We start from the raw sequence: 20,570 nt of genomic DNA on the forward strand, positions 1-20,570 counted from the left end.
TAATCCGCCTGAGTGGATTGACCTGTCCAGTAGGGTAAATTCAAGCCTTGGTGGGCAATCGCTACGTTACCCAGTGGGATTCGTTCCGACTGAATTTAGGTTTAAACCATGAAGCATGATGATCGGTACTGGCGGCAGACGGTGGAGCGATTTTCGCGCTTGACCAACGAAATGGCCGCAGCGGATGTCAATGAGATCTGGAATTACGGGCCACCAAACCCCGGAGCCACGCCGACGGAGATCGGTGAATGCAGGGAGATTGTCCCTGGACTTCTCGTCGCAGGTCATGTGCAGCTGCTGACGGTAGCGAATGGCTGGCCCGGCTTCTATCACGATGTGGACCTGTTTGGAACGGATGATTTCATTCGCGGCGAAAAACTTCAAAAGGCGTGGGAGCTCCTGGAGGCGGCCGATCAGGGGAGCGGTGGCCTTCTCTCGATCGACCGCGCGAAGTTCCTCCCAATCGCTGCAGCGCAGTTTGACATCGACTGCTTCGTGCTCGGTCTTGAAACTGGGGTGGTTAGATGGATTGCAGGACAAGAAATCGAGACGTTTCCATCAATTGCCGCTTTCGTTGAGGGAATGATTCGCTACAACGAAGAAACCCTGACCGAATTGCGGGTGGATCCCTGGCTCGGGGCGGGGTAGCTGCCGCACCCGACGGGGGTACATCATTCCCTGCCTGGCAATTCGAAATTTAGAATGTAACATCCCATTCCTTGCTGTGGAGAAGAACTTCGCGTCGTACGCCGCGGCAGGGTTGACGGGATAGCCTGATGTTGCAAGAGAAGGGCGTACCGATTAATTTTCGGCAGGCCCTTTCTCACTTGATGGATGGGCCATGGCTAACGACCGCAGCGAGAAGCCTCCGCCAGCATCCCGCTATCCGTCCGAGCCGCCGCGGGCGTCGCGATCAGAAGCGTGCGGCACGCGAGCGACCGAAGTCCGCTGGACCGGTTTTCCCCTGACTCCTCGCCGGTACCGATTAGCGGCTCGACGACCTGGCCCCCGCCCGTATGGCCTGACTCGCGTGGAGGGGCGACATTCCCCCGCCTGCCTGTCCGCGCGCGTCCGTGGCACGTCGGCTACTGGGGGATCACGATGCAGGGGGTGCTCGGCGCAACAGGCGGAGGCGGGTTGCTGCCGCCGATGACGAGGGACAGGAGGACGGAGAACCCTTCGTTGCGCAGGACCCTGGCGGCCTGCGCGCGCTTGAGCGGGTCCGGGGTTGGAAGGGAGAGGGCCACGCATGAGGGGTCGGTGCCGGTGCGGATGGGGACGGCCGCGCACCCTTGTGTCCAGGGCGTATTCCTGGAGGTCGAGAGGGGCTCGCCGGGATCGCGGGTGTCGAGTTCGGCGAACAGCTCCTCCTGGCTGGTGATCGTGTGCGGGGTGAAGGCCTCCATTCAGTGCCTGACCAGGTGGTCGCGGCGCTCGGCGGGGTTGGGCTGGCCCAGCAGGGCCTTGCCGATGGCGTGGACGGCTTCCCGCCGGGGCGGTGGGGCTGTCGGCGTACTGGGTGATGGAGGCCTCGCCGTCGGTGTAGGCAGCGACGTAGACCGCGGCCCCGACCTCGTGGCGCAGCAACGCGCCCGCGGTGCGGCCGGAGTCGGCGAGCTTGAGGGAGGAGCCAGTGGCGTAGACGCCGAACGCGACTGGGGTGGCGAGCTGGGTGCGGACCAGGATTTCGATGGCGTGTGCAAGGTGGAAGTGGGATAGCGCGATCTGCCCCGGGAGGCCCTGTCGATGTATCCGTGGATGACCTCCAGGACGCGCTGAGGCCTTTGGGTGGCCTCCAGCTGGGGGTTGGCTGGCTGGAGGCGCTTGGGTCGCTTCGCCATGTGGGCGCCCGGCTTCGCCTCCGAGGACAGGCCCCGCTCAGGCCGTCAGGGCCCGGTGCGGGGTGTGGGTCGGGGTGGCTGTGTCGTAGCGGTGGAGGAGGAGGCGGGCCAGGTCCGGGGCTGCGCCCAGGACGTCCGCCACCGCGTCCGCGCCGGCCGTCCGGGCGCCCGTCACGATGCGGTCCGGGAGGAAGCCCGGGGCGATGACGTACGGGGCCACGGCCACGCGGCGGACGCCCTCCGCGCGCAGGGCGCGGACGGCGTCCTCCGTACGCGGAAGGGCGGCGGAGGCGAACGCAGGCCGCACGGCGCACCAACCGGTGTGCCGCCACTCCCGCGCGATTTCAGCGATCACTGCGATCGCCTCCGGGTCCGAGGAGCCGGCGGACGCGAGGACGATACCGGTCCTCGCGCGGTCCGCCGGGGTGAGGCCGACACCGGCCTCGGCGAGGCGGCGCTCCAGGGAGGCCACCAGGAAGGGGTGCGGGCCCAGCACGTCCGCCACCCGGACCGCGAGGTCGGGCAGGCGGGTCGCCGACTCCGCGAGGACCGCGGGGATGTCGGCCTTGGCGTGGAAGGCCCTGGTGAGGAGCAGCGGCAGGGCCACGACCTCCCGGGCGCCCGACAGGTACAGGGAGGCCAGGGCCTGGGAGACGGTGGGACCGTTGAAGTCCAGGAAGGCCGTCTCCACCCGCAGCCCCGGCCGCAGCGAGCGGACGCGCCCGACGAGGGCGTGCACGGTCGCCGCGTGCCGCGGGTCGCGGCTGCCGTGGGCTATGACCAGGAGGGCGGGGGAGGACATGGGACTCTCGGGTTTCAGTTCTTGACCAGCAGGCCGCGGCTGCGCAGGACCCAGCGCTCGACCGGGCTGAAGATCAGCAGGTCGATGGCGATGCCCACGACCAGGATCAGGACGATCGCGAGGAACACGCCCGGCAGGTCGATGTTGTTGCGGCCGTTCTCCAGCAGCTGGCCGAGGCCGAGGCCCAGGTCGGGGGAGCTGGCGATGATCTCGGCGGCCATCAGGGAGCGCCAGGAGAAGGCCCAGCCCTGCTTGAGGCCGGCGACGTAGCCCGGCAGGGCGGCCGGCATGACGACGTGCCAGGCGCCGCGCAGGCCGGTGGCGCCCAGGGTGCGGCCGGCCCGCAGGAACAGCGGCGGGACCTGGTCGATGCCGGAGACGAGACCGTTGGCGATGGACGGGACGGCGCCCAGCAGGATCACCGTGTACATCATGGCGTCGTTGAGGCCGAACCAGAGCACCGCCGGCGGCACCCAGGCGACCGAGGGCAGGGACTGCAGGCCCTGGAGGATCGGGCCGATCGCGGCGCGGACGAACTTCACCCGCGCCACCAGCAGGCCCAGCGGGGTGCCGATGGCCAGGGCGAGGAGGAAGCCGAGCAGACCGCGGGAGACCGAGGTCCAGATGACGTCGAGGAGCGTGCCCTTGAGCCACATCGCGGACAGGCTGTCCCAGACGGCGGAAAGGGCGGGGAGCTTGGTCTCGTTGGTGACCTTCGCCGAGACCAGGACCTGCCAGACCACCAGCACCAGGCCGACGGCCAGGAGCGGGGGCAGGACCTTCTTGGTCAGGACCTCGCGCACCGGGGTGCGGTGGGTCTGGACCGCGTCGAGGGCGTCGAGGCCGGCCTCCAGGCCGGCCAGGTCGTCGCCCTTCGCCGCCTTGGGGGTGGTGTCAGTGCTGGCCATGGCGGCGGATCTCCCCACGCAGGTGTTCAGTGATCTCGAGGGACAGCTCGGCTACGTCCGCGTCCTCGATGCGGCGCGGCTGGGGGATGTCGACGGTCCATTCCTTGGCGACCCGGCCGGGGCGGGAGGAGAGGAGGACGACGCGCTGGGCGAGGCGGACGGCCTCGCGGACGTTGTGGGTGACGAAGAGGACCGAGAGGCCGCCCGCGGCGGAGCCGCTGATGTTCGCGGCGTCCCAGATGCGGGTGAGTTCGCCGTGGAGGACGTCGCGGGTGATGGCGTCGAGGGCCGCGAACGGCTCGTCCATGAGGAGGAGGCGGCTGTCCTGGGCGAGGGCCCGGGCGAGGGCGACGCGCTGGCGCATGCCGCCGGAGAGTTCGTGGACGCGCTTGGCGTGGGCGCCGCCGAGCCGGACCAGCTCCAGCAGCCGTTCGGCCTCCGGCTTGCGGTCGGCCTTGGCCACCCCGCGCAGCCGCAGCGCCAGCTCGATGTTCTTCCCGGCCGTCAGCCAGGGGAACAGGGCGTGCTCCTGGAACATCAGCGCCGGACGGCCGCCGGGGGTCTCGATCGACCCCGCGGACGGCTTGTCCAGACCCGCGACCAGGTTCAGCAGGGTGGACTTGCCGCACCCCGACGCCCCCAGGAGGGTGACGAACTCGCCGGGAGCGACATCGAGGCTGATGTCGTCCAGGACGAGCTGCGATCCGGCCGGGCCGGAGAAGGACTTCGAGACGTGCTCGATGCGGGCGGCGTGCGTCTGCTCCGCAGCCGCGCCCTCGGCAGCCTTGGCGAGCATGGTGGCCATGGTCGTCACCTCCTGGGTTTGCTGGACTACGGGTTACTTGGCGCCGAGGCCGGCGTCGGAGACCTCGGGCTTTCCGGCGGTCTTGAGGACCTTGTTGAGGAGCGTGAGGTCGTAGATGCCGGTGAGGTCGGGCTTGTCCAGGAGCTTGGCCTTGACGGCCCAGTCGGACTCGGTCTTCAGGGTGCCCGCGAGGGGGTCGTCGGTGACGAGGATGGACTGCCAGGCCGGGTCGAGGACCTTGGCGTCGAGTTCCTTGCCGCTGTCGGCCTTGAGCTTGGCGTTGGCGGAGGCCTTGGCCTTCTCGGGGTTGGCGTTGATCCACTCGTTGGTCTTGACGGTGCCGCGCAGGACGGCCTCGACGACGTCGGCGTGTTCCTTGAGGAACTTCTGGGACACGATGACGTTGGTGATGACGAACTTCTTGTCGGGCCACAGGGAGGTCTCGTCGAGGAGGACGGAGCCGCCGTCGGAGACGAGCTTGGAGGCGGTGGGTTCGGGGACCCAGGCGCCGTCGATGGAGCCCTGCTTGAAGGCGTCGGGGGTGACCTTGTTGTCGGTGCGGACGACGGAGACGTCGCCCTTGCCGGATTCGGGGTCGACCGTCCAGCCCTTCTCGGCGATCCAGTTGAGGAAGGCGACGTCCTGGGTGTTGCCCTTCTGCGGGGTGGCGATCTTCTTGCCCTTGAGGTCGTCGAGGGTCTTGATCTTGTCGGGGTTGACGACGAGCTTGACGCCGCCGGAGGCGGAGCCGGAGATGATCCGCAGGTTGGAGCCCTTGGACTTGACGTAGCCGTTGATGGAGGGGGAGGGGCCGATGAAGCCGATGTCGAGGGAGCCGCCGTTGAGGGCTTCGATCTCGGAGGGGCCGGCGTTGAAGGTCTGCGGCTTGATCTGGGTGGCGCCGAGTTCCTTGGCGATGAGGCCTTCCTGGAGGCCGACCAGGGCGGTGGCGTGGGTCAGGTTCGGGAAGTACCCGATGCGGACCTCGGACGCCGAGAGCTTCGCGCCACCGTCGGCGGTGGCGCCGGCCGCCTTGTTCTCCGGCTTCTCGGCCTGGGAGCCGTAGCCGCAGGAGGCGAGGGCGCCGATCAGCAGCGGCAGGGCGGTGGCGGCGACGGCGCCGCGGCGGAGCAGGGTCTTGTGGATGGCAGGCACGGGAGGACTTCCTCTCGGCGCGCCGTCAGTCGGTTACGGCGCGGTTCTTCGGCGGTGGTGCGGGGGCGGGCAGGCGTGGGGGCGAAGGCGGGACGCCGACGGCAGTCCGGTCAGCACGCACATCGGGCCACTCCGCCCTGGCCGCTGCCGAGGGCGCCGCTTCCCACGCGGCCGCCCTCCTTGGCGAAGCTGGTGTACATGTCGGTCCGCATGGCCTAGAAGTCCCAGCCTTCCTCGTCCGCCGGTACCGCTTCGGCCTTGGAGGCGAAGGACTCGCCCGCCATGCCCGCCGCGAGGGTGGTGCCGTCGGCCGGGTCGATCAGCAGGAAGGACCCGGTACGGCGCGAGTCGGCGTACGCGTCGAGCGCGAGCGGCTCGGCGGTGCGGACGACGACGCGGCCGATGTCGTTGGCCACCAGCTGACCCGGGGCCGGGTGCTGGGAGAGGTCGTCGAGGGTCAGCCGGGACGGGATCTCCTTGACGATCGCCTTGACCGTGCGCGTGGTGTGCTTCAGCAGCACCCGCGCGCCCACGGCCAGCGGCTGGTCGGCCACGTGGCAGACCGTCGCGACGACGTCCTGGGTGGTGGCCGGCGCGCTCGCGGTCGGCGCGATCAGGTCGCCGCGCGAGATGTCGATGTCGTCCTTCAGCCGCAGCGTCACCGACTGCGGGGACCAGGCGATGTCCACCGGCTCGCCGAGCGCGTCGATGCCCTCGATGACCGAGGTCTTGCCCGACGGCAGGACCGTGACGGCTTCGCCGACGCGCAGGACGCCGGAGGCGATCTGGCCCGCGTAGCCGCGGTAGTCGGGGTGCTCGGCGGTCTGCGGACGGATCACGTACTGCACGGGGAAACGCGCCGGGCAGGCGGTGAGGTCGTGGCTGACCGGGACGGTCTCCAGGTGCTCCAGCACCGTCGGGCCGCCGTACCAGTCCATGTTCGCGGAGGGCTCGACCACGTTGTCCCCGGCCAGCGCCGAGATCGGGATCGCGGTGATCTCCGGGACGCCCAGCTCGGAGGCGTAGGCGGTGAACTCCTCGGCGATCTCCGCGAAGACGCTCTCCCGGTAGTCGACGAGGTCCATCTTGTTGACGGCGAGGACGACGTGGGGGACGCGCAGGAGGGCGGCGACGGCGGCGTGGCGGCGGGTCTGCTCGATGACGCCGTTGCGGGCGTCGACGAGGACCACGGCGAGGTCGGCGGTGGAGGCGCCGGTGACCATGTTGCGGGTGTACTGCACGTGCCCGGGGGTGTCGGCGAGGATGAACCGGCGGCGGGCGGTGGCGAAGTAGCGGTAGGCCACGTCGATGGTGATGCCCTGCTCCCGCTCGGCCCGCAGGCCGTCGGTCAGCAGCGCCAGGTCCGGGGCGTCCTGGCCGCGGTCGGCGGAGACCCGCTCCACGGCCTCCAGCTGGTCCTCGAGGACCGACTTCGAGTCGTGCAGCAGGCGGCCCACCAGGGTGGACTTGCCGTCGTCGACGGAACCCGCGGTGGCGAAGCGCAGCAGCGTCGTGGCGCTGAGCTGCTCGGTGGTGGTGGTCATGGCTAGAAGTACCCTTCGCGCTTGCGGTCTTCCATCGCGGCCTCGGACAGCTTGTCGTCGGCGCGGGTGGCGCCCCGCTCGGTGAGGCGGGAGACGGCGATCTCGGCGATCACGGCGTCCAGGTCGGCGGCGTCGGAGTCGACGGCGCCGGTGCAGGACATGTCACCGACGGTGCGGTAGCGCACGAGGCGCGTCTCCACCGGCTCGGTGTCCTTGGGGCCGCCCCACTCGCCGGCGGTCAGCCACATGCCGTTGCGCCGGAAGACGTCCCGCTCGTGCGCGAAGTAGATCTCCGGCAGTTCGATGCCCTCCCGGGCGATGTACTGCCAGACGTCCAGCTCGGTCCAGTTGGACAGCGGGAAGACGCGGACGTGCTCGCCGGGGGCGTGGCGCCCGTTGTAGAGCTGCCAGAGCTCGGGGCGCTGGCGGCGGGGGTCCCACTGGGAGAACTCGTCGCGCAGGGAGAACACCCGCTCCTTGGCGCGGGCCTTCTCCTCGTCGCGGCGCCCGCCGCCGAAGACGGCGTCGAACTTCAGCTGCTGGATCGCCTCGGTCAGCGGGACGGTCTGAAGCGGGTTGCGGACGCCGTCCGGGCGCTCGCGGAGCTTGCCGGCGTCGATGTACTCCTGGACGGAGGCCACGTGCAGGCGCAGGCCGTGCCGGGCGACGGCGCGGTCGCGGTAGGCCAGTACCTCGGGGAAGTTGTGGCCGGTGTCCACGTGCAGCAGGGCGAAGGGCACCGGGGCGGGGGCGAAGGCCTTCAGCGCCAGGTGCAGCATGACGATGGAGTCCTTGCCGCCGGAGAAGAGGATCACCGGCTTCTCGAACTCGCCCGCCACCTCGCGGAAGATGTGCACCGCCTCGGATTCGAGGGCGTCGAGGTGCGACAGCGCGTAGGGCGCGTCGGAGCCGGACTCGGTGTGCGGGTGCGCGGCGGTGGTCATGCCAGACCCCTCTCGGTGAGCAGTGCGTGCAGGGCGGAAGCCGATTCCTGCACGGTCTGCGTGTGCGACTCGATGCGGAGGTCGGGGGTCTGCGGTGCCTCGTACGGGTCGTCGACGCCGGTCAGGCCGGAGATCTCGCCCGCCGCCTGCTTGGCGTACAGGCCCTTCACGTCGCGCTCGGAGCACACCTCGACGGGGGTCGCGACGTGTACTTCGAGGTAGCGCGTACCGGCGGCGGCGTGCCGCTTGGCGACGGCCTCGCGGCTGTCGGCGAAGGGCGCGATCACCGGGACGAGGGCCTTGACGCCGTTGCTCGCGAGGAGTTCGGCGACGAAGCCGATCCGCTGCACGTTGGTGTGCCGGTCCTCGCGGCTGAAGCCCAGGCCGGCGGAGAGGAACTCGCGGATCTCGTCGCCGTCGAGGACCTCCACCCGGTGGCCCTCGCCCCGCAGCCGCTCCGCCAGCGCGTAGGCGATGGTGGTCTTGCCCGCGCTGGGCAGACCGGTCAGCCACACGGTGGCTCCCTGGCCGGTCACGCTCATCCGCTTCTCCGTAAGTTCCGTGGTGTGCCTGGTTTGTGGGGGGTGGGGGGTGGTCATCAGCCGTGCAGTCCGCACTCGGTCTTGCCGCGGCCGGCCCAGCGGCCGGCCCGTACGTCCTCGCCCTCGGCGACCCGGCGGGTGCAGGGGGCGCAGCCGACGGAGGTGTAGCCGTCCATCAGCAGCGGGTTGGTCAGCACCCCGTGCTCGGCGACGTACGCCTCCACGTCCTCCTGGGTCCAGCGCGCGATCGGCGAGACCTTGACCTTGCCCCGCTTCTCGTCCCAGCCGACCACCGGGGTGTTCGCCCGGGTGGGGGACTCGTCGCGGCGCAGGCCCGTGGCCCAGGCCTCGTACGCGGTCAGGCCCTCTTCGAGGGGCTTGACCTTGCGCAGGGCGCAGCACAGGTCGGGGTCGCGGTCGTGGAGCTTCGGCCCGTACTCGGCGTCCTGCTCGGCGACGCTCTGGCGCGGGGTGAGGGTGATGACGTTGACGTCCATCACGGCCTCGACCGCGTCGCGGGTGCCGATGGTCTCCTCGAAGTGGTAGCCGGTGTCCAGGAACACCACGTCCACGCCGGGGAAGGCGCGGGAGGCGAGGTGGGCGACCACCGCGTCCTCCATCGAGGAGGTCACGCAGAACTTCGCACCGAAGGTCTCCGCGGCCCAGGTGAGGATCTCCAGTGCGGAGGCGTCCTCCAGCTCCCGGCCCGCCCACCCGGCGAGTTCCTTGAGTTCCGTGAGACGCGCGTCTTGAACGGTGGTCATATCTCGTCCCCTCCAGCGACGTTGGTCTGAACACCCCGGGCCAGCAGCCCGAGGTACTTCAGCTGGAAGGCTCGGTTGCAGGCCCTGCATTCCCAGGCGCCGTGGCCCGTTTCGTTGGGAAACAGGTCCTCGGCGCCGCAGTACGGGCAGTAGAACGGTGCGGCGCGCTCGCTCACGAGAGGTCCTCGTCCTTGGCGCGGCCGACCCAGGCGGCGAAGCGCTCGCCGTCCTCGCGCTGCTCCTCGAAGCGCGTGACGACCCGCTCGACGTAGTCCGGCAGACCGGCCGAGGTGACCTTGAGGCCGCGGACCTTGCGGCCGAAGCCGGCCTCCAGGCCCAGGGCGCCGCCCAGGTGGACCTGGTAGCCCTCGACCTGGTTGCCCTCGTCGTCCAGGACCAGCTGGCCCTTGAGACCGATGTCCGCCACCTGGATACGGGCGCAGGCGTTCGGGCACCCGTTGATGTTGATGGTGAGCGGCTCGGCGAAGTCCGGGAGGCGGCGCTCCAGTTCGTCGATCAGGGACGCGCCGCGGCCCTTGGTCTCGACGATGGCCAGCTTGCAGAACTCGATGCCGGTGCAGGCCATGGTGCCGCGGCGGAACGGAGACGGCTTGACCCGCAGGTCCAGCGCCTCCAGCGCCCCGACGAGGGAGTCGACCTTGTCGGCCTCGATGTCGAGGACGATCATCTTCTGCTCGGCGGTGGTGCGCAGGCGGCCGGAGCCGTGCTGCTCGGCGATCTCCGCGATCTTGGTCAGGGTGGCGCCGTCCACACGGCCGACGCGGGGGGCGAAGCCGACGTAGAACCTGCCGTCCTGCTGCTGGTGCACGCCGACGTGGTCGCGCCACTGGCCGCTGGGCTGCTCGGGCGCGGGGCCGTCGGACAGCTTGCGCTTCAGGTACTCGTCCTCCAGGACCTGGCGGAACTTGGCCGCGCCCCAGTCGGCGACGAGGAACTTCAGGCGGGCGCGGGTGCGCAGGCGCCGGTAGCCGTAGTCGCGGAAGATCGAGATGACGCCCTCGTAGACGTCCGGGACCTCGTCGAGCGAGACCCAGGTGCCCAGGCGGACGCCCAGCTTGGGGTTGGTGGACAGGCCGCCGCCGACCCAGACGTCGAAGCCGGGGCCGTGCTCCGGGTGGTTCACGCCGACGAAGGCGACGTCGTTGATCTCGTGCGCCACGTCGAGCAGCGGCGAGCCGGAGATCGCGGACTTGAACTTGCGGGGCAGGTTGGAGAAGTCCTTGTTGCCGACGATGCGGCGGTAGATCTCCTCGATGGCGGGGGTGCCGTCGATGATCTCGTCCTGGGCGATGCCGGCGACGGGCGAGCCGAGGATGACGCGGGGGGTGTCACCGCAGGCCTCGGTGGTGGACAGGCCGACGGCCTCCAGGCGGCGCCAGATCTCGGGGACGTCCTCGATCCGGATCCAGTGGTACTGCACGTTCTGGCGGTCGGTGAGGTCGGCGGTACCGCGCGCGAACTCCTCGGAGATCTCGCCGATGACGCGCAGCTGCTCGGTGGTCAGCCGGCCGCCGTCGATGCGGACGCGCAGCATGAAGTACTTGTCGTCCAGCTCCTCCGGCTCCAGGATCGCGGTCTTGCCGCCGTCGATCCCGGGCTTGCGCTGGGTGTAGAGACCCCACCAGCGCATACGGCCGCGCAGGTCGTTGGGGTCGATCGAGTCGAAGCCCGTCTTGGAGTAGATCGTCTCAATGCGCGTCCGCACGTTGAGACCGTCGTCGTCCTTCTTGAACTGCTCGTTGCCGTTGAGGGGGGTGTGGTGTCCGACGGCCCACTGGCCCTCACCGCGGTGACGGCCGGTCTTGCGGCGCGCGGCGGCTGCAGGGGCGGCTGCGGGCGTTTCGGGGGTGGCGGCCATGGCGGGTACGTCCTTCTTCAACGGCTCGAGGCGGGGCAGGGGGAGCGGCGGCGCGCCCCTGTCACGCTGGAATCTCCGAGCAGGTGTGGTCGATTTCCGCCCTTTTGTCGGGGTTTCCGGCATGCGAGGGCGGTGTTCGGCCTTCAGGGGGCTTGCAGGGGGTCGACGCGTCCGCGGCGGCGGGGACGGCGGCGACGTGCGGCGGTGGCTGGTTCCGTCAGCTCGCGCGACACATGGCGCTGGACATGCGGCCGAGGTCGACGTGACGTCGACTCACCAAGGCGATTCCAGCTCCATTCATGGCCGAAGCGTGGCACGGGCCGATTGGAGGAGTCCACTACTGTCCATCATGCGGACGAACTGGTCCCGGATTATGAGATCGCGTGACGGGAGTCACGCCGCACGGGTCTTCCGTTCCCGCCCCGCCCGCGCCGCCCGGAGGGCCGGGGCGGCGCGGACGGGGCCTCGTGAAATGAAGGGACGGGGGCCTACGCGCCGGGCCAGGGGCCGGGGGTCGGGGTGTCCTGCTTCTCTTCCGTTTCCGTCTTGAAGAGCTTGAAGCCGCGACGCTGGTAGTTGTCCATCGCCGTGGGCCCGTCCTGGCTGCACGTGTGCAGCCAGACACGGCGGGTGGGCTCGCGGTCCGGCCAGCGCTCCGCGAGGTCCCAGGCGCGGGCTATGCCCACCGACAGCAGGTGCCCCCCGATCCGCCGGCCCCGGAAGGCGGGCAGCAGTCCGAAGTAGATGATCTCCACCACGCCGTCCGGCTGCGGGTCGAACTCCACGTACCCCGCCGGGGTGCCCCGGTCGTACGCCACCCACGTCTCCACGCCCGGCCGCTCCAGCTGCTCCACCCACTGCGCGCGGGTCAGCGACAGCCGGTCCGTCCAGTGGATGTCCTGGCCCACCGAGGCGTACAGGAAGCGGCTGAACTCGGGGGAGGGCACCTCGGCCCGGCTGATCGTGATCTCCGGGCCGGGGTGGGCCGCCGGAACCAGGTCGGCGGGAGAGGTCATCTCGAGGGACCAGGTGGTCAGTGTGATGGTGCTCATGCGCTTCAGGGAACCACACCCCCGGAGGCCCCCGGCGCTCCCCAGGGACCCCCCAGGCCCAGCCGGGCCCGGACCACCGCCGGGGCCGTGGAGTGCGGCAGCAGCCCGGCCGGGTGCTGCGGGCGGATCAGCTCCACCTCCACGTCCTCCGCGAACCGGTACGGCCGGTGGCTCAGCACCCCGGCGAGGTGGCGGCGGACCCGGGAGAGCTCGGCCCGGACCGTCACCGTACGCGTGGGGTCCCCGAACAGCTCCTGCGCCAGCTCCGCCGCCGTCCGCCCGCGCGGGGTCTCCGCCAGCAGGAACAGCAGCTCGGCGTGGCGCGGGCTGAGCTCCTGCGACCAGCTGCCCGCGGCCCCGTACACCGTCGCCGACCAGGACCGGGGCCGGCTCAGGTCCAGCACCACCCGGCTCACCGCCGCGGCCGCCGAACGCTCCTCCAGGCGCAGCAGCCAGCCCCCGGGCAGCGGCTCGGCGACGCAGTCGCCCAGCTGCGGGATCCACAGCCGCCCGGGGCCCAGCGCCTTCGGCAGCTGCACCCGGTCCGCGGGGACCAGCCCCGTCACCGCCGCCGTCCAGCCGTGCGGGTCCACGGCCACCGCCCGCCCCGGCAGGCGGGCCAGCAGCGGCGCCGCCACCGTCCGCAGCCGCTCCAGGGACTCCAGGTGGCGCACCCGCAGCTCCCGCTCGGCCAGCCGGGCCACCGAGCTGACCCAGGCCAGCGTCGCCGGGTGCATCGTGGCCAGCGGCCCGCTGACGTCGACCACGCCCAGCAGCTGCCCGTCCCGGGGGTCGTGCACGGGGGCACCGGCGCAGGTCCAGTCGTGATGGCTGGAGACGAAGTGCTCGGCGGAGAACACCTGCACCGGCCGCCGGGTCACCAGCGAGGTGCCCACCCCGTTCGTGCCGACCACGGCCTCGTCCCAGTCGGCCCCCACCGCGAACCCCAGCCGGTCGGCCTTGCGCAGGATGCTGCTGTGCCCCTCCCGCCACAGCAGCCGCCCGTCGGCGTCGGCGACGACCATGATGTGCAGGGACTCGTCCAGCTCGGGCAGCAGCCCCTCCCGCAGGACGGGCAGGAGCTCCCGCAGCGGTGAGACCTGCCGGCGCTCCTCGGTCTCGGCGGCCGACAGCATCCGCGAGCGCGTGTCCCGGTCGGGGTGCACCCCGCCGGCCATCATCCGCCGCCAGGACTCGGCGATCTCCGGGCGCGGGGCGGCCGGCGGGCGGTCCCCGGCCAGCGCCGCCGCCCGTACCCCCTTGAGCAGACGCGCGGCGTCCCGCGCGTCCATGGCCGAGATGCGCGCCACGTCGACCGTGCTGCCTGCGGTGTTGGCCACCGGAACCTCCCCGTGCTGAACAGGACGTACTGCGGAAACCGCCGAGGCCGGCGCGCGAGACCCTTCCCCGGGCACGTGCGGCGGGCACCTGCGACCACCTGTCGACCGAAGGGTTGCAACGGTATGCAACTCTCGCCAACCCCCGGCCGTCCGACCGAAACTATCGGTACGCCGCCCAGCGGCGTGACAGCTCCTTCCTCGGGGCTCTTGGGACCAGGGGTGGTGCCGAGTCGGCGCGGCGCCACCCCCGGTCCCACCTGGACGGGTTCGGATCCCGGCGCTGAACGGTTCAAGGTCGCGGTGGTTTGGGGACCGCCGCGGCCCCGCGGTCCCGGCTGGTTTGGGGACCATCCGGGAACCGCGCGAACCGCAGCGGTCAGGGGACCGCGTTCAGCCCGCGATCCGCGCCCGTGCCACCACCGCACCCAGGTCCAGGGTGTGCGGCAGCGTCCCGAAGGCCGCCCCCCAGTCGCCGCCGAGCCGCGACGCGCAGAAGGCGTCGGCCACCTCCGGCGGGGCGAAGCGCACCAGCAGCGAACCCTGCAGCACCAGCGTCATCCGCTCCACCACCCGGCGCGCCCGTCCCTCGATCCCCTCCAGGTCCGCGAGGTCCGTGAACAAGTGCTTGACGGCCGCGTCCAGCCGGTGGTCGGCGCCCCGGGCCAGGCCGATCTCCTGGAGGAAGGCGTTCAGGGCCTGCGGCTCCCGCTGCAGGGCGCGCAGCACGTCCAGGGACTGGACGTTGCCCGAGCCCTCCCAGATCGAGTTCACCGGGGATTCGCGCAGCAGTCTCGGCAGCCCGGACTCCTCTACGTAGCCGTTTCCCCCCAGACACTCCAGTGCCTCCGCCACCATCGGCGTACAGCGCTTGGTCACCCAGTACTTCGCCGCAGGCACCGCCAGCCGCAGGAAGGCCCGCTCCTGCTCGGTCCCCGCGTCGTGCGCGGCCGCCAGGCGCAGGGTCAAGGCGGTGGCCGCCTCCGACTCCAGGGCGAGGTCGGCGAGGACGTTGCGCATCAGCGGCTGGTCGATGAGCGGCGCTCCGAAAGCAGAGCGGTGCTCCGCGTGGTGGACGGCCTGCGTCAGCGCCTGCCGCATCAGCGCGGCCGACCCGGTCACACAGTCCATCCGGGTCGCCGCGACCATCCCGATGATGGTCCGCACCCCCTGCCCCTCCTCGCCCACCCGCCGCGCCCAGGTCCCGTCGAACTCGATCTCCCCCGACGCGTTCGACCGGTTCCCCAGCTTCTCCTTCAGCCGCTGGATCGCGAACGCGTTCCGCGTCCCGTCCGGCAGCACCCGCGGCACCAGGAAGCAGGTCAGCCTGTCCTTCCCCGAGGGGGCCGCCTGCGCCAGCACCAGGAAGGCGTCCGACATCGGGGCCGAACAGAACCACTTGTGCCCGGTCAGCAGGTACTCCCCGGAGGCGTCCAGCGGCTTCGCCGACGTCGTGTTCGCCCGGACGTCACTGCCGCCCTGCTTCTCCGTCATCGCCATCCCGAACAGCACCCCGGCCTTGTCCCCCGGCGGCCGCAGCCCCTCCTCGTACACGTGCGAGGTCAGCAGCGGCTCCCACCGCGCGGCCAGCTCCGGATCCGCGCGCAGCGCCGGCACCGCCGCGTGCGTCATCGACACCGGGCAGCCGTGCCCCGCCTCCGCCTGCGACCACACGAAGAAGCCCGCCGTCCGCCGCAGGTGCCCCGACGGCCGCCCCCAGGCGTCGGTCAGCCCCGCACCCACCGCGTGCCCCAGCAGCCGGTGCCACGCCGGATGGAACTCCACCTCGTCGATCCGGTGCCCGTAGCGGTCGTGCGTCCGCAGCACCGGCGGGTTCTCGTTCGCCTCCCGGCCCCACCGCTGGGCCTGCGCCGACCCCGCGGAGCGCCCCAGATCGGTGAGCTCCCGGCGCACCTCGTCCCGGACGCCGGGAGCCGCGTCGGCGAGGTGCCGCTCCACCCCCTCGGTGAGGGCACGGTCGCCGAGGTAGACCTCGTACCCGACGAGCGGCGGGGCCTGGTTGCTGACTGTGTGGGTGGTGGCTGCCATGCGGCTACGGTAAGGACGTGCAGCCAGCAAAAGAAACACCCGAGGGAACCCCGGCCCGTCCGGGCAGGCTCCACCGGGCCCGCGTCCTCTACCGCAACGTCTCCAAGCGCAAGATGGGCTGGCTGCTCCTCAAAGACACGGTCAACTCGTGCATCGAGTACCGGATCCTCGGGCTCGCCGCCGAAGCCGCCTTCTTCACCCTCCTGTCCCTGCCCCCGCTCTTCCTCGGCCTGCTGGGCCTCCTCGGCTACGTGGACGGCTGGACCAACACCCAGTCCGTGGCCAGCATCGAGGAGAACATCCTGCGCGCCGTCGGCACCGTCCTGTCCGACCGGGGCGTCAACGACATCGCCCGGCCGATGCTCGACGACGTCACCCGCGAGGGCCGCCCCGACCTGATCTCCCTCGGCTTCGCCTTCGCCCTGTGGTCCGGCTCCCGCGCCGTCAACGTCTTCATCGACACCATCACCGTCATGTACGGGCTCGACGGGCAGCGCGGCATCGTCAAGACCCGGCTGCTCGCCTTCCTCCTCTACGTCGTCGCCCTGGTGATCGGCGCGATCGTGCTGCCGCTGATGGTGGTCGGCCCCGACGCCGTCGTCCGGCTGGTGCCCTGGAGCACCGAGGTGATCGCCGTCCTGTACTGGCCGGTGGTCACCCTGCTCTCCATCGCCTTCCTCACCACGCTCTACCACGTCTCCGTGCCCGTCCGCTCGCCCTGGATCGAGGACGTCCCCGGCGCGCTCGTCGCCCTCGCGATGTGGGTGCTCGGCTCGTTCCTGCTGCGGATCTACCTCACCAACACCGTGGAGGGCCCGACCATCTACGGGTCCCTGGCCGCCCCGGTCGCCATCCTGCTGTGGATCGGCATCTCGGCCTTCGCGGTGCTCGTCGGCGCGGCCGTCAACGCCGCCATCGACCGGGTCTGGCCCTCGGTGGCCACCGCCGCCGCCCGCGAGGCCAACGAACGGGTCCGCGAGGCCGAGGCCGCCCAGCTCGTCGCCCGGGCCGCCGCCTGGCGGGCCCTGGCCGAGGGGGAGTCCGAGGACGACGAGGACGCCGGGATGCCCTCGGAGTTCCCCGAGCGCTGGTCGAACTTCCTGCCGCCGGACGACTACACCTCCCGCCTGCGCAAACACTGACCGGCCCGGCGGCGGCCGCCCCTCTCCACCCGTGGGTGGAGAGCCAACCTCCACCCGGGATCCACCCCGGCGCCGATCACGCGGACGCGGCCCGTTCCTAGCGTGAAGGGCATGGATATCGCACGTGTTCTCGTCATCGCACTGGTCGTCGTCTTCGTCCTCGTACGCAGGTTCGGCGGGCGGCCCGTCAAGGACCAGGACCGCCTCTGGGTACTGCCCGCCGTCCTCGCCGCCGTCGGCGTGGCCGAGGGCGGGCTGCTCGCCCCCGCCCACCCGGTGCTCAGCGCCCTGCTGCTCGCCGCCGGGATCGCCGCGGCCTTCGGCACCGGCCACCTCATGGGCCGCGCCATGACCCTGTGGCGCGAGCCCGACGGCACCCTCTGGGCCAAGGGCAACCGCACGGTCCTCGCCCTGTTCGGGCTCTCCCTCGCCACCCGGGCGGGCCTCGCCCTCCTCGGCGCCGCCGCGGGCGTCCCCGTGAAGAACGGGCCCCTGCTGGTCACCTTCGCGAGCTGGATCCTGGCCCAGGGCCTGGCCCTGGCCGCCCGCTCCCGCAGGGTCCCCGCAGCGGCCTGAAGGGACCCTCCGATGCACACCGCCACCCGCGGACCCGCCTGGCTAGAGTGGGCAGGGATGCCGATGTCACGCACCCTGCCCGCGCTCACGAACACCCACGTCAGGATGGCCGTCCAGGCGGCGCTGCTCGTCTGGTTCCTGCACGGCCTGCTCACACCCCCGCCCGGCGCCCCCGCCCTCGCGTGCGGGCTGGCCGGGCTCGCCCTGACCCTCCTCGGCGTCACCCTCCTCGACCGCCGCCCCCGCACCGGGGCGTGGACCCTGGCCGCCGCCCTGGCCGCCGCCTGCGCCACCGGCCTGCTGGCGCCCGCCACCCCCTGGGTGGTCCTCGTCTTCGCCGTGTGCGGCTTCGCCGCGGCCCGCCTCGGGGTGCTCCCCGCCGGCGTCCTGCTCGCCGCCGGGTCGGCCGCGGCCGCCGCCGTCATCCTGCTGCGCTCCCGCGACCCCGTCGAACTGTGGAACGTCGTTGGCCTCTGCGGGATGTTCGCCTACGTGCGGGCCGGCCGCTCCCGGCGCGCCGCCGCCGAGTCCGAGCGCCAGCGCGCCCTGCTGGCCGAGCGGGCCCACGTGGCACGGGAGGTCCACGACATCCTCGCGCACTCCCTCTCCGCCCAGCTCATCCACCTGGAGAGCGCCCGCCTGACCCTGGAGGCCGGCCGCTACGAGGAGGCCGGGGCCCTGGTCGAGCGGGCCCGCACCCTCGCCAAGGGCGGCCTGGAGGAGACCCGCCGCGCCGTCGCCGTGCTGCGCGGCGACACCCCCGCCCCGCGGGAGGCCCTCGCCGCCCTCGCCGAGGAGCACCGCCGTACGACGGGCGCCGCGTGCGCCCTCACCGTCGCGGCCGGCCCGCTCCCGCTGCCGCCCGAGGCCGCCCTCGCCGTCGTCCGCACCGCACAGGAGGCCCTGACCAACGCCCGCAAACACGCCGCCGGGGCCGACGTGGAGATCACCCTCTCCTGTGCCGGCGGCCGCTACGAACTGTGCGTCACCGACTCCGGCGGCACCGGCCCCGCCCCGCACGCCACCACCGGCGGCGGATACGGCCTGGTCGGGATGGCCGAACGGGCCGAACTCATCGGAGCCCGCCTCGACGCCGGGCCGTACGGCCCCGGCTTCCGCGTCCGCCTGGAAGGACCCCTCGCACCGTGAGCGACACCGCAGCCCCGATCCGCGTGGTCGTGGCCGACGACCAGACCGTCGTACGGGAAGGGCTCGTCCTGCTGCTGGGACTGCTGCCCGGCACCGAGGTGGTCGCCGCGGCCGCCGACGGCGCCGAGGCCGTCCGGCTCGTCGCCGAACACGCCCCCGACGTGGTCCTGATGGACCTGCGCATGCCCCGCATGGACGGTGTGGAAGCCACCCGGCTGATCACCGAGAACCACCCCGGCACCGGGGTCGTCGTCCTCACCACCTTCAGCGACGACACCTCCGTCCTGGACGCCCTCAAGGCCGGCGCCCGCGGCTACCTCACCAAGGACGCCGACGCGCAGGAGATCGCCCGCGCCCTGGCCGCCGTACGCGACGGCGCCACCAGCCTCGGCCGCGCGGCCCAGGAACGACTCGTCGCGGCCGCCGTCGCCGCACCGCCTCCGCGCCCCCAAGGGGCCGCCCTGCCCGACGGCCTGACGGCACGTGAGGGCCAGGTGCTCGCCCTGATCGCCGAGGGGCACTCGAACTCCGAGATCGCCCGGCGGCTCACCATCGGCGAATCCACCGTCAAGACGCACATCAACAACCTCTTCGCCAAGACCGGGGTCCGCGACCGCGCCCAGGCCGTGCGCTACGCCTACCGCCACGGGCTGGCGGCCCCGTCCGATTAATTCGGTGGAACGGCCCGACGGGGCCGGGTTATGGTTCCGGGGACGGAAAGCGCGGGGCCCAACCGCCTTCCGGGAGAGCCGCGTCGGCTCGTCGAGGACCCAACAGGAGGTGAGAACGTTGATGACTGTCACGGTGACGGGTGCTGCCCGCGTTCAGGAGTTCGTCTTCGTTTCCGCCCCCGTGGTCTCCGGCTGACCTCACACCTCTGCGCGCGCCGCCGTGCGCGCGCTGCCGGGGCCACCCTGTGAAGGGTTCCCCTTGACTCTCTCTTCCTCCCTTTCCGCACGCCCGCACGCCCTCGCCGCCTACGGCTGGGACGAGACCTGGGCCGCCGAGTTCGCCCCGTACGCCGCCGCCGGACTCCTTCCCGGCCGGGTCGTCCGCGTCGACCGCGGACAGTGCGACGTCATGACCGAGGACGGCGTGATCCGCGCCGACACCGCGTTCGTGACCCCCCACGACCCGCTCCGGGTCATCTGCACGGGCGACTGGGCCGCGGTCGAGGCGACCGGCAGCCCGCGCTACGTGAAGGCCTACCTGCCGCGCCGCACCGCCTTCGTGCGCTCCACCTCCTCGCAGCGGTCCGAGGGGCAGATCCTCGCCGCCAACGTCGACCACGCGATCATCGCGGTCTCGCTGGCCGTCGAGCTCGACCTCGGCCGGATCGAACGCTTCCTCGCCCTGGCGTGGGAGTCGGGTGCCCAGCCGCTGGTCGTACTGACCAAGGCCGACCTGGTCCCCGACCCGGACGCGCTCGCCTACCTCGTCCGGGACGTGGAGACCACCGCGCCCGGCGTCCAGGTCCTCACCGTCTCCTCCCACACGGGGGAGGGCACGGACGTCCTCGCGGCGGTCGTGTCCGGCGGGACCAGCGTCCTCCTGGGGATCTCCGGCGCGGGCAAGTCCACGCTGGCGAACGCCCTCCTCGGCGAGGACGCCATGGACGTCCAGGCCACCCGCGAGGTCGACGGCAAGGGCCGCCACACCACCACCACCCGCAACCTGCTCGCCCTCCCGGGCGGGGGCGTCCTGATCGACACCCCGGGACTGCGGGGCGTGGGGCTCTTCGACGCGGAGGCGGGCGTGGGGCAGGTGTTCTCGGAGATCGAGGACCTCGCCGCCGGCTGCCGCTTCCACGACTGCGCGCACGAGGCGGAGCCGGGCTGCGCCGTCCTCGCGGCGGTGGCCGACGGGACGCTCCCGGAACGCCGGCTGGAGAGCTACCGCAAGCTGCTGCGCGAGAACCAGCGCATCGTGGCCAAGACGGACGCCCGCCTGAGGGCGGAGATCCGCCGCGACTGGCGCGTCAAGTCGGCGGTGGGCCGCGCCAACTACGCCGCGAAGCGGGGCGGCCGGGTCTGACCCGCGGTGCGGGCCGGGGTCCCGGCCCGCACCGCGGCACCGGACGG

At 71.9% G+C, this 20,570-nt stretch carries 21 protein-coding genes; 6 read left to right on the forward strand and 15 right to left on the reverse strand.

Going from position 1 to position 20,570, the window contains the following annotated elements:
• The first annotated feature begins 108 nt into the window (after nt 1-108).
• A complete protein-coding gene (locus tag BX286_RS28305) occupies nt 109-648 on the forward strand; it encodes a hypothetical protein (protein ID WP_148710298.1) in 540 nt (179 codons plus the stop codon).
• Between the two features lie 437 nt (nt 649-1,085).
• Here BX286_RS28305 and BX286_RS28310 read toward each other — a convergent pair whose 3' ends face one another.
• From BX286_RS28310 to BX286_RS28380, 15 genes are all read right to left on the reverse strand, one after another.
• The gene (locus BX286_RS28310) at nt 1,086-1,406 is read right to left on the reverse strand and encodes an IclR family transcriptional regulator C-terminal domain-containing protein (RefSeq protein WP_079430328.1); all 321 of its coding nucleotides are present in this window, start codon (nt 1,404-1,406) and stop codon (nt 1,086-1,088) included.
• A gap of 472 nt (nt 1,407-1,878) precedes the next feature.
• Nucleotides 1,879-2,643, reverse strand: a complete 765-nt coding sequence (locus tag BX286_RS28315) for a sirohydrochlorin chelatase (RefSeq protein ID WP_121016656.1) — start codon at nt 2,641-2,643, stop codon at nt 1,879-1,881.
• A gap of 14 nt (nt 2,644-2,657) precedes the next feature.
• The gene (locus tag BX286_RS28320) at nt 2,658-3,551 is read right to left on the reverse strand and encodes an ABC transporter permease (protein WP_121016657.1); all 894 of its coding nucleotides are present in this window, start codon (nt 3,549-3,551) and stop codon (nt 2,658-2,660) included.
• Nucleotides 3,538-4,356: an ABC transporter ATP-binding protein gene (locus BX286_RS28325; RefSeq protein WP_121016659.1), complete on the reverse strand. Its 819-nt coding sequence runs from the start codon at nt 4,354-4,356 to the stop codon at nt 3,538-3,540. Before BX286_RS28325 ends, BX286_RS28320 begins: the two co-directional genes overlap by 14 nt.
• A 33-nt stretch (nt 4,357-4,389) precedes the next feature.
• The gene (locus tag BX286_RS28330; RefSeq protein ID WP_079430332.1) at nt 4,390-5,511 is read right to left on the reverse strand and encodes an aliphatic sulfonate ABC transporter substrate-binding protein; all 1,122 of its coding nucleotides are present in this window, start codon (nt 5,509-5,511) and stop codon (nt 4,390-4,392) included.
• A 215-nt stretch (nt 5,512-5,726) separates the two neighbouring features.
• Entirely contained in the window at nt 5,727-7,055 is a 1,329-nt protein-coding gene (locus BX286_RS28340) for a sulfate adenylyltransferase subunit 1 (protein ID WP_079430334.1), read from the reverse strand.
• A 2-nt stretch (nt 7,056-7,057) separates the two neighbouring features.
• Entirely contained in the window at nt 7,058-7,999 is a 942-nt protein-coding gene (cysD, locus tag BX286_RS28345; protein WP_079430335.1) for a sulfate adenylyltransferase subunit CysD, read from the reverse strand.
• On the reverse strand, nt 7,996-8,598 hold the full coding sequence (gene cysC, locus BX286_RS28350; protein WP_107502373.1) for an adenylyl-sulfate kinase: 603 nt from the start codon (nt 8,596-8,598) through the stop codon (nt 7,996-7,998). The genes cysD and cysC overlap by 4 nt, the downstream gene beginning before the upstream one ends.
• Nucleotides 8,598-9,305, reverse strand: coding sequence for a phosphoadenylyl-sulfate reductase (locus BX286_RS28355; protein WP_121016660.1), 708 nt, complete (start codon nt 9,303-9,305; stop codon nt 8,598-8,600). Before BX286_RS28355 ends, cysC begins: the two co-directional genes overlap by 1 nt.
• Nucleotides 9,302-9,481, reverse strand: a complete 180-nt coding sequence (locus tag BX286_RS28360) for a hypothetical protein (RefSeq protein ID WP_121016662.1) — start codon at nt 9,479-9,481, stop codon at nt 9,302-9,304. The genes BX286_RS28355 and BX286_RS28360 overlap by 4 nt, the downstream gene beginning before the upstream one ends.
• Nucleotides 9,478-11,184, reverse strand: coding sequence for a nitrite/sulfite reductase (locus BX286_RS28365; RefSeq protein ID WP_100862611.1), 1,707 nt, complete (start codon nt 11,182-11,184; stop codon nt 9,478-9,480). The genes BX286_RS28360 and BX286_RS28365 overlap by 4 nt, the downstream gene beginning before the upstream one ends.
• 217 nt (nt 11,185-11,401) lie before the next feature.
• Entirely contained in the window at nt 11,402-11,485 is an 84-nt protein-coding gene (locus BX286_RS38090) for a putative leader peptide (RefSeq protein WP_358899165.1), read from the reverse strand.
• 187 nt (nt 11,486-11,672) lie between these two features.
• Nucleotides 11,673-12,236, reverse strand: coding sequence for a GNAT family N-acetyltransferase (locus tag BX286_RS28370; RefSeq protein ID WP_079430340.1), 564 nt, complete (start codon nt 12,234-12,236; stop codon nt 11,673-11,675).
• A 5-nt stretch (nt 12,237-12,241) separates the two neighbouring features.
• Nucleotides 12,242-13,528 carry a GAF domain-containing protein gene (locus BX286_RS28375; RefSeq protein WP_121017746.1) on the reverse strand — a complete coding sequence of 429 codons (1,287 nt, stop codon included), beginning with the start codon at nt 13,526-13,528 and terminating at the stop codon, nt 12,242-12,244.
• Between the two features lie 438 nt (nt 13,529-13,966).
• Complete coding sequence (locus tag BX286_RS28380) at nt 13,967-15,622, reverse strand: acyl-CoA dehydrogenase family protein (RefSeq protein WP_079430341.1); 1,656 nt, start codon at nt 15,620-15,622, stop codon at nt 13,967-13,969.
• A gap of 17 nt (nt 15,623-15,639) precedes the next feature.
• Here BX286_RS28380 and BX286_RS28385 point away from each other — a divergent pair, with 17 nt between their 5' ends.
• The 5 genes from BX286_RS28385 (at nt 15,640) to rsgA (ending at nt 20,523) form a co-directional block, all read left to right on the forward strand.
• Nucleotides 15,640-16,764 carry a YihY/virulence factor BrkB family protein gene (locus BX286_RS28385; RefSeq protein WP_079430342.1) on the forward strand — a complete coding sequence of 375 codons (1,125 nt, stop codon included), beginning with the start codon at nt 15,640-15,642 and terminating at the stop codon, nt 16,762-16,764.
• Between the two features lie 111 nt (nt 16,765-16,875).
• Complete coding sequence (locus BX286_RS28390) at nt 16,876-17,340, forward strand: hypothetical protein (protein ID WP_121016664.1); 465 nt, start codon at nt 16,876-16,878, stop codon at nt 17,338-17,340.
• A gap of 57 nt (nt 17,341-17,397) precedes the next feature.
• The gene (locus BX286_RS28395; RefSeq protein ID WP_123995253.1) at nt 17,398-18,489 is read left to right on the forward strand and encodes a sensor histidine kinase; all 1,092 of its coding nucleotides are present in this window, start codon (nt 17,398-17,400) and stop codon (nt 18,487-18,489) included.
• Complete coding sequence (locus BX286_RS28400; protein ID WP_079430345.1) at nt 18,486-19,160, forward strand: response regulator transcription factor; 675 nt, start codon at nt 18,486-18,488, stop codon at nt 19,158-19,160. Before BX286_RS28395 ends, BX286_RS28400 begins: the two co-directional genes overlap by 4 nt.
• Nucleotides 19,161-19,419: 259 nt before the next feature.
• The gene (gene rsgA, locus BX286_RS28405; protein ID WP_100862610.1) at nt 19,420-20,523 is read left to right on the forward strand and encodes a ribosome small subunit-dependent GTPase A; all 1,104 of its coding nucleotides are present in this window, start codon (nt 19,420-19,422) and stop codon (nt 20,521-20,523) included.
• Nucleotides 20,524-20,570: the final 47 nt, after the last annotated feature.

The organism is Streptomyces sp. 3211.6 (assembly GCF_003634815.1).
GTDB lineage: Bacteria > Actinomycetota > Actinomycetes > Streptomycetales > Streptomycetaceae > Streptomyces > Streptomyces katrae_A.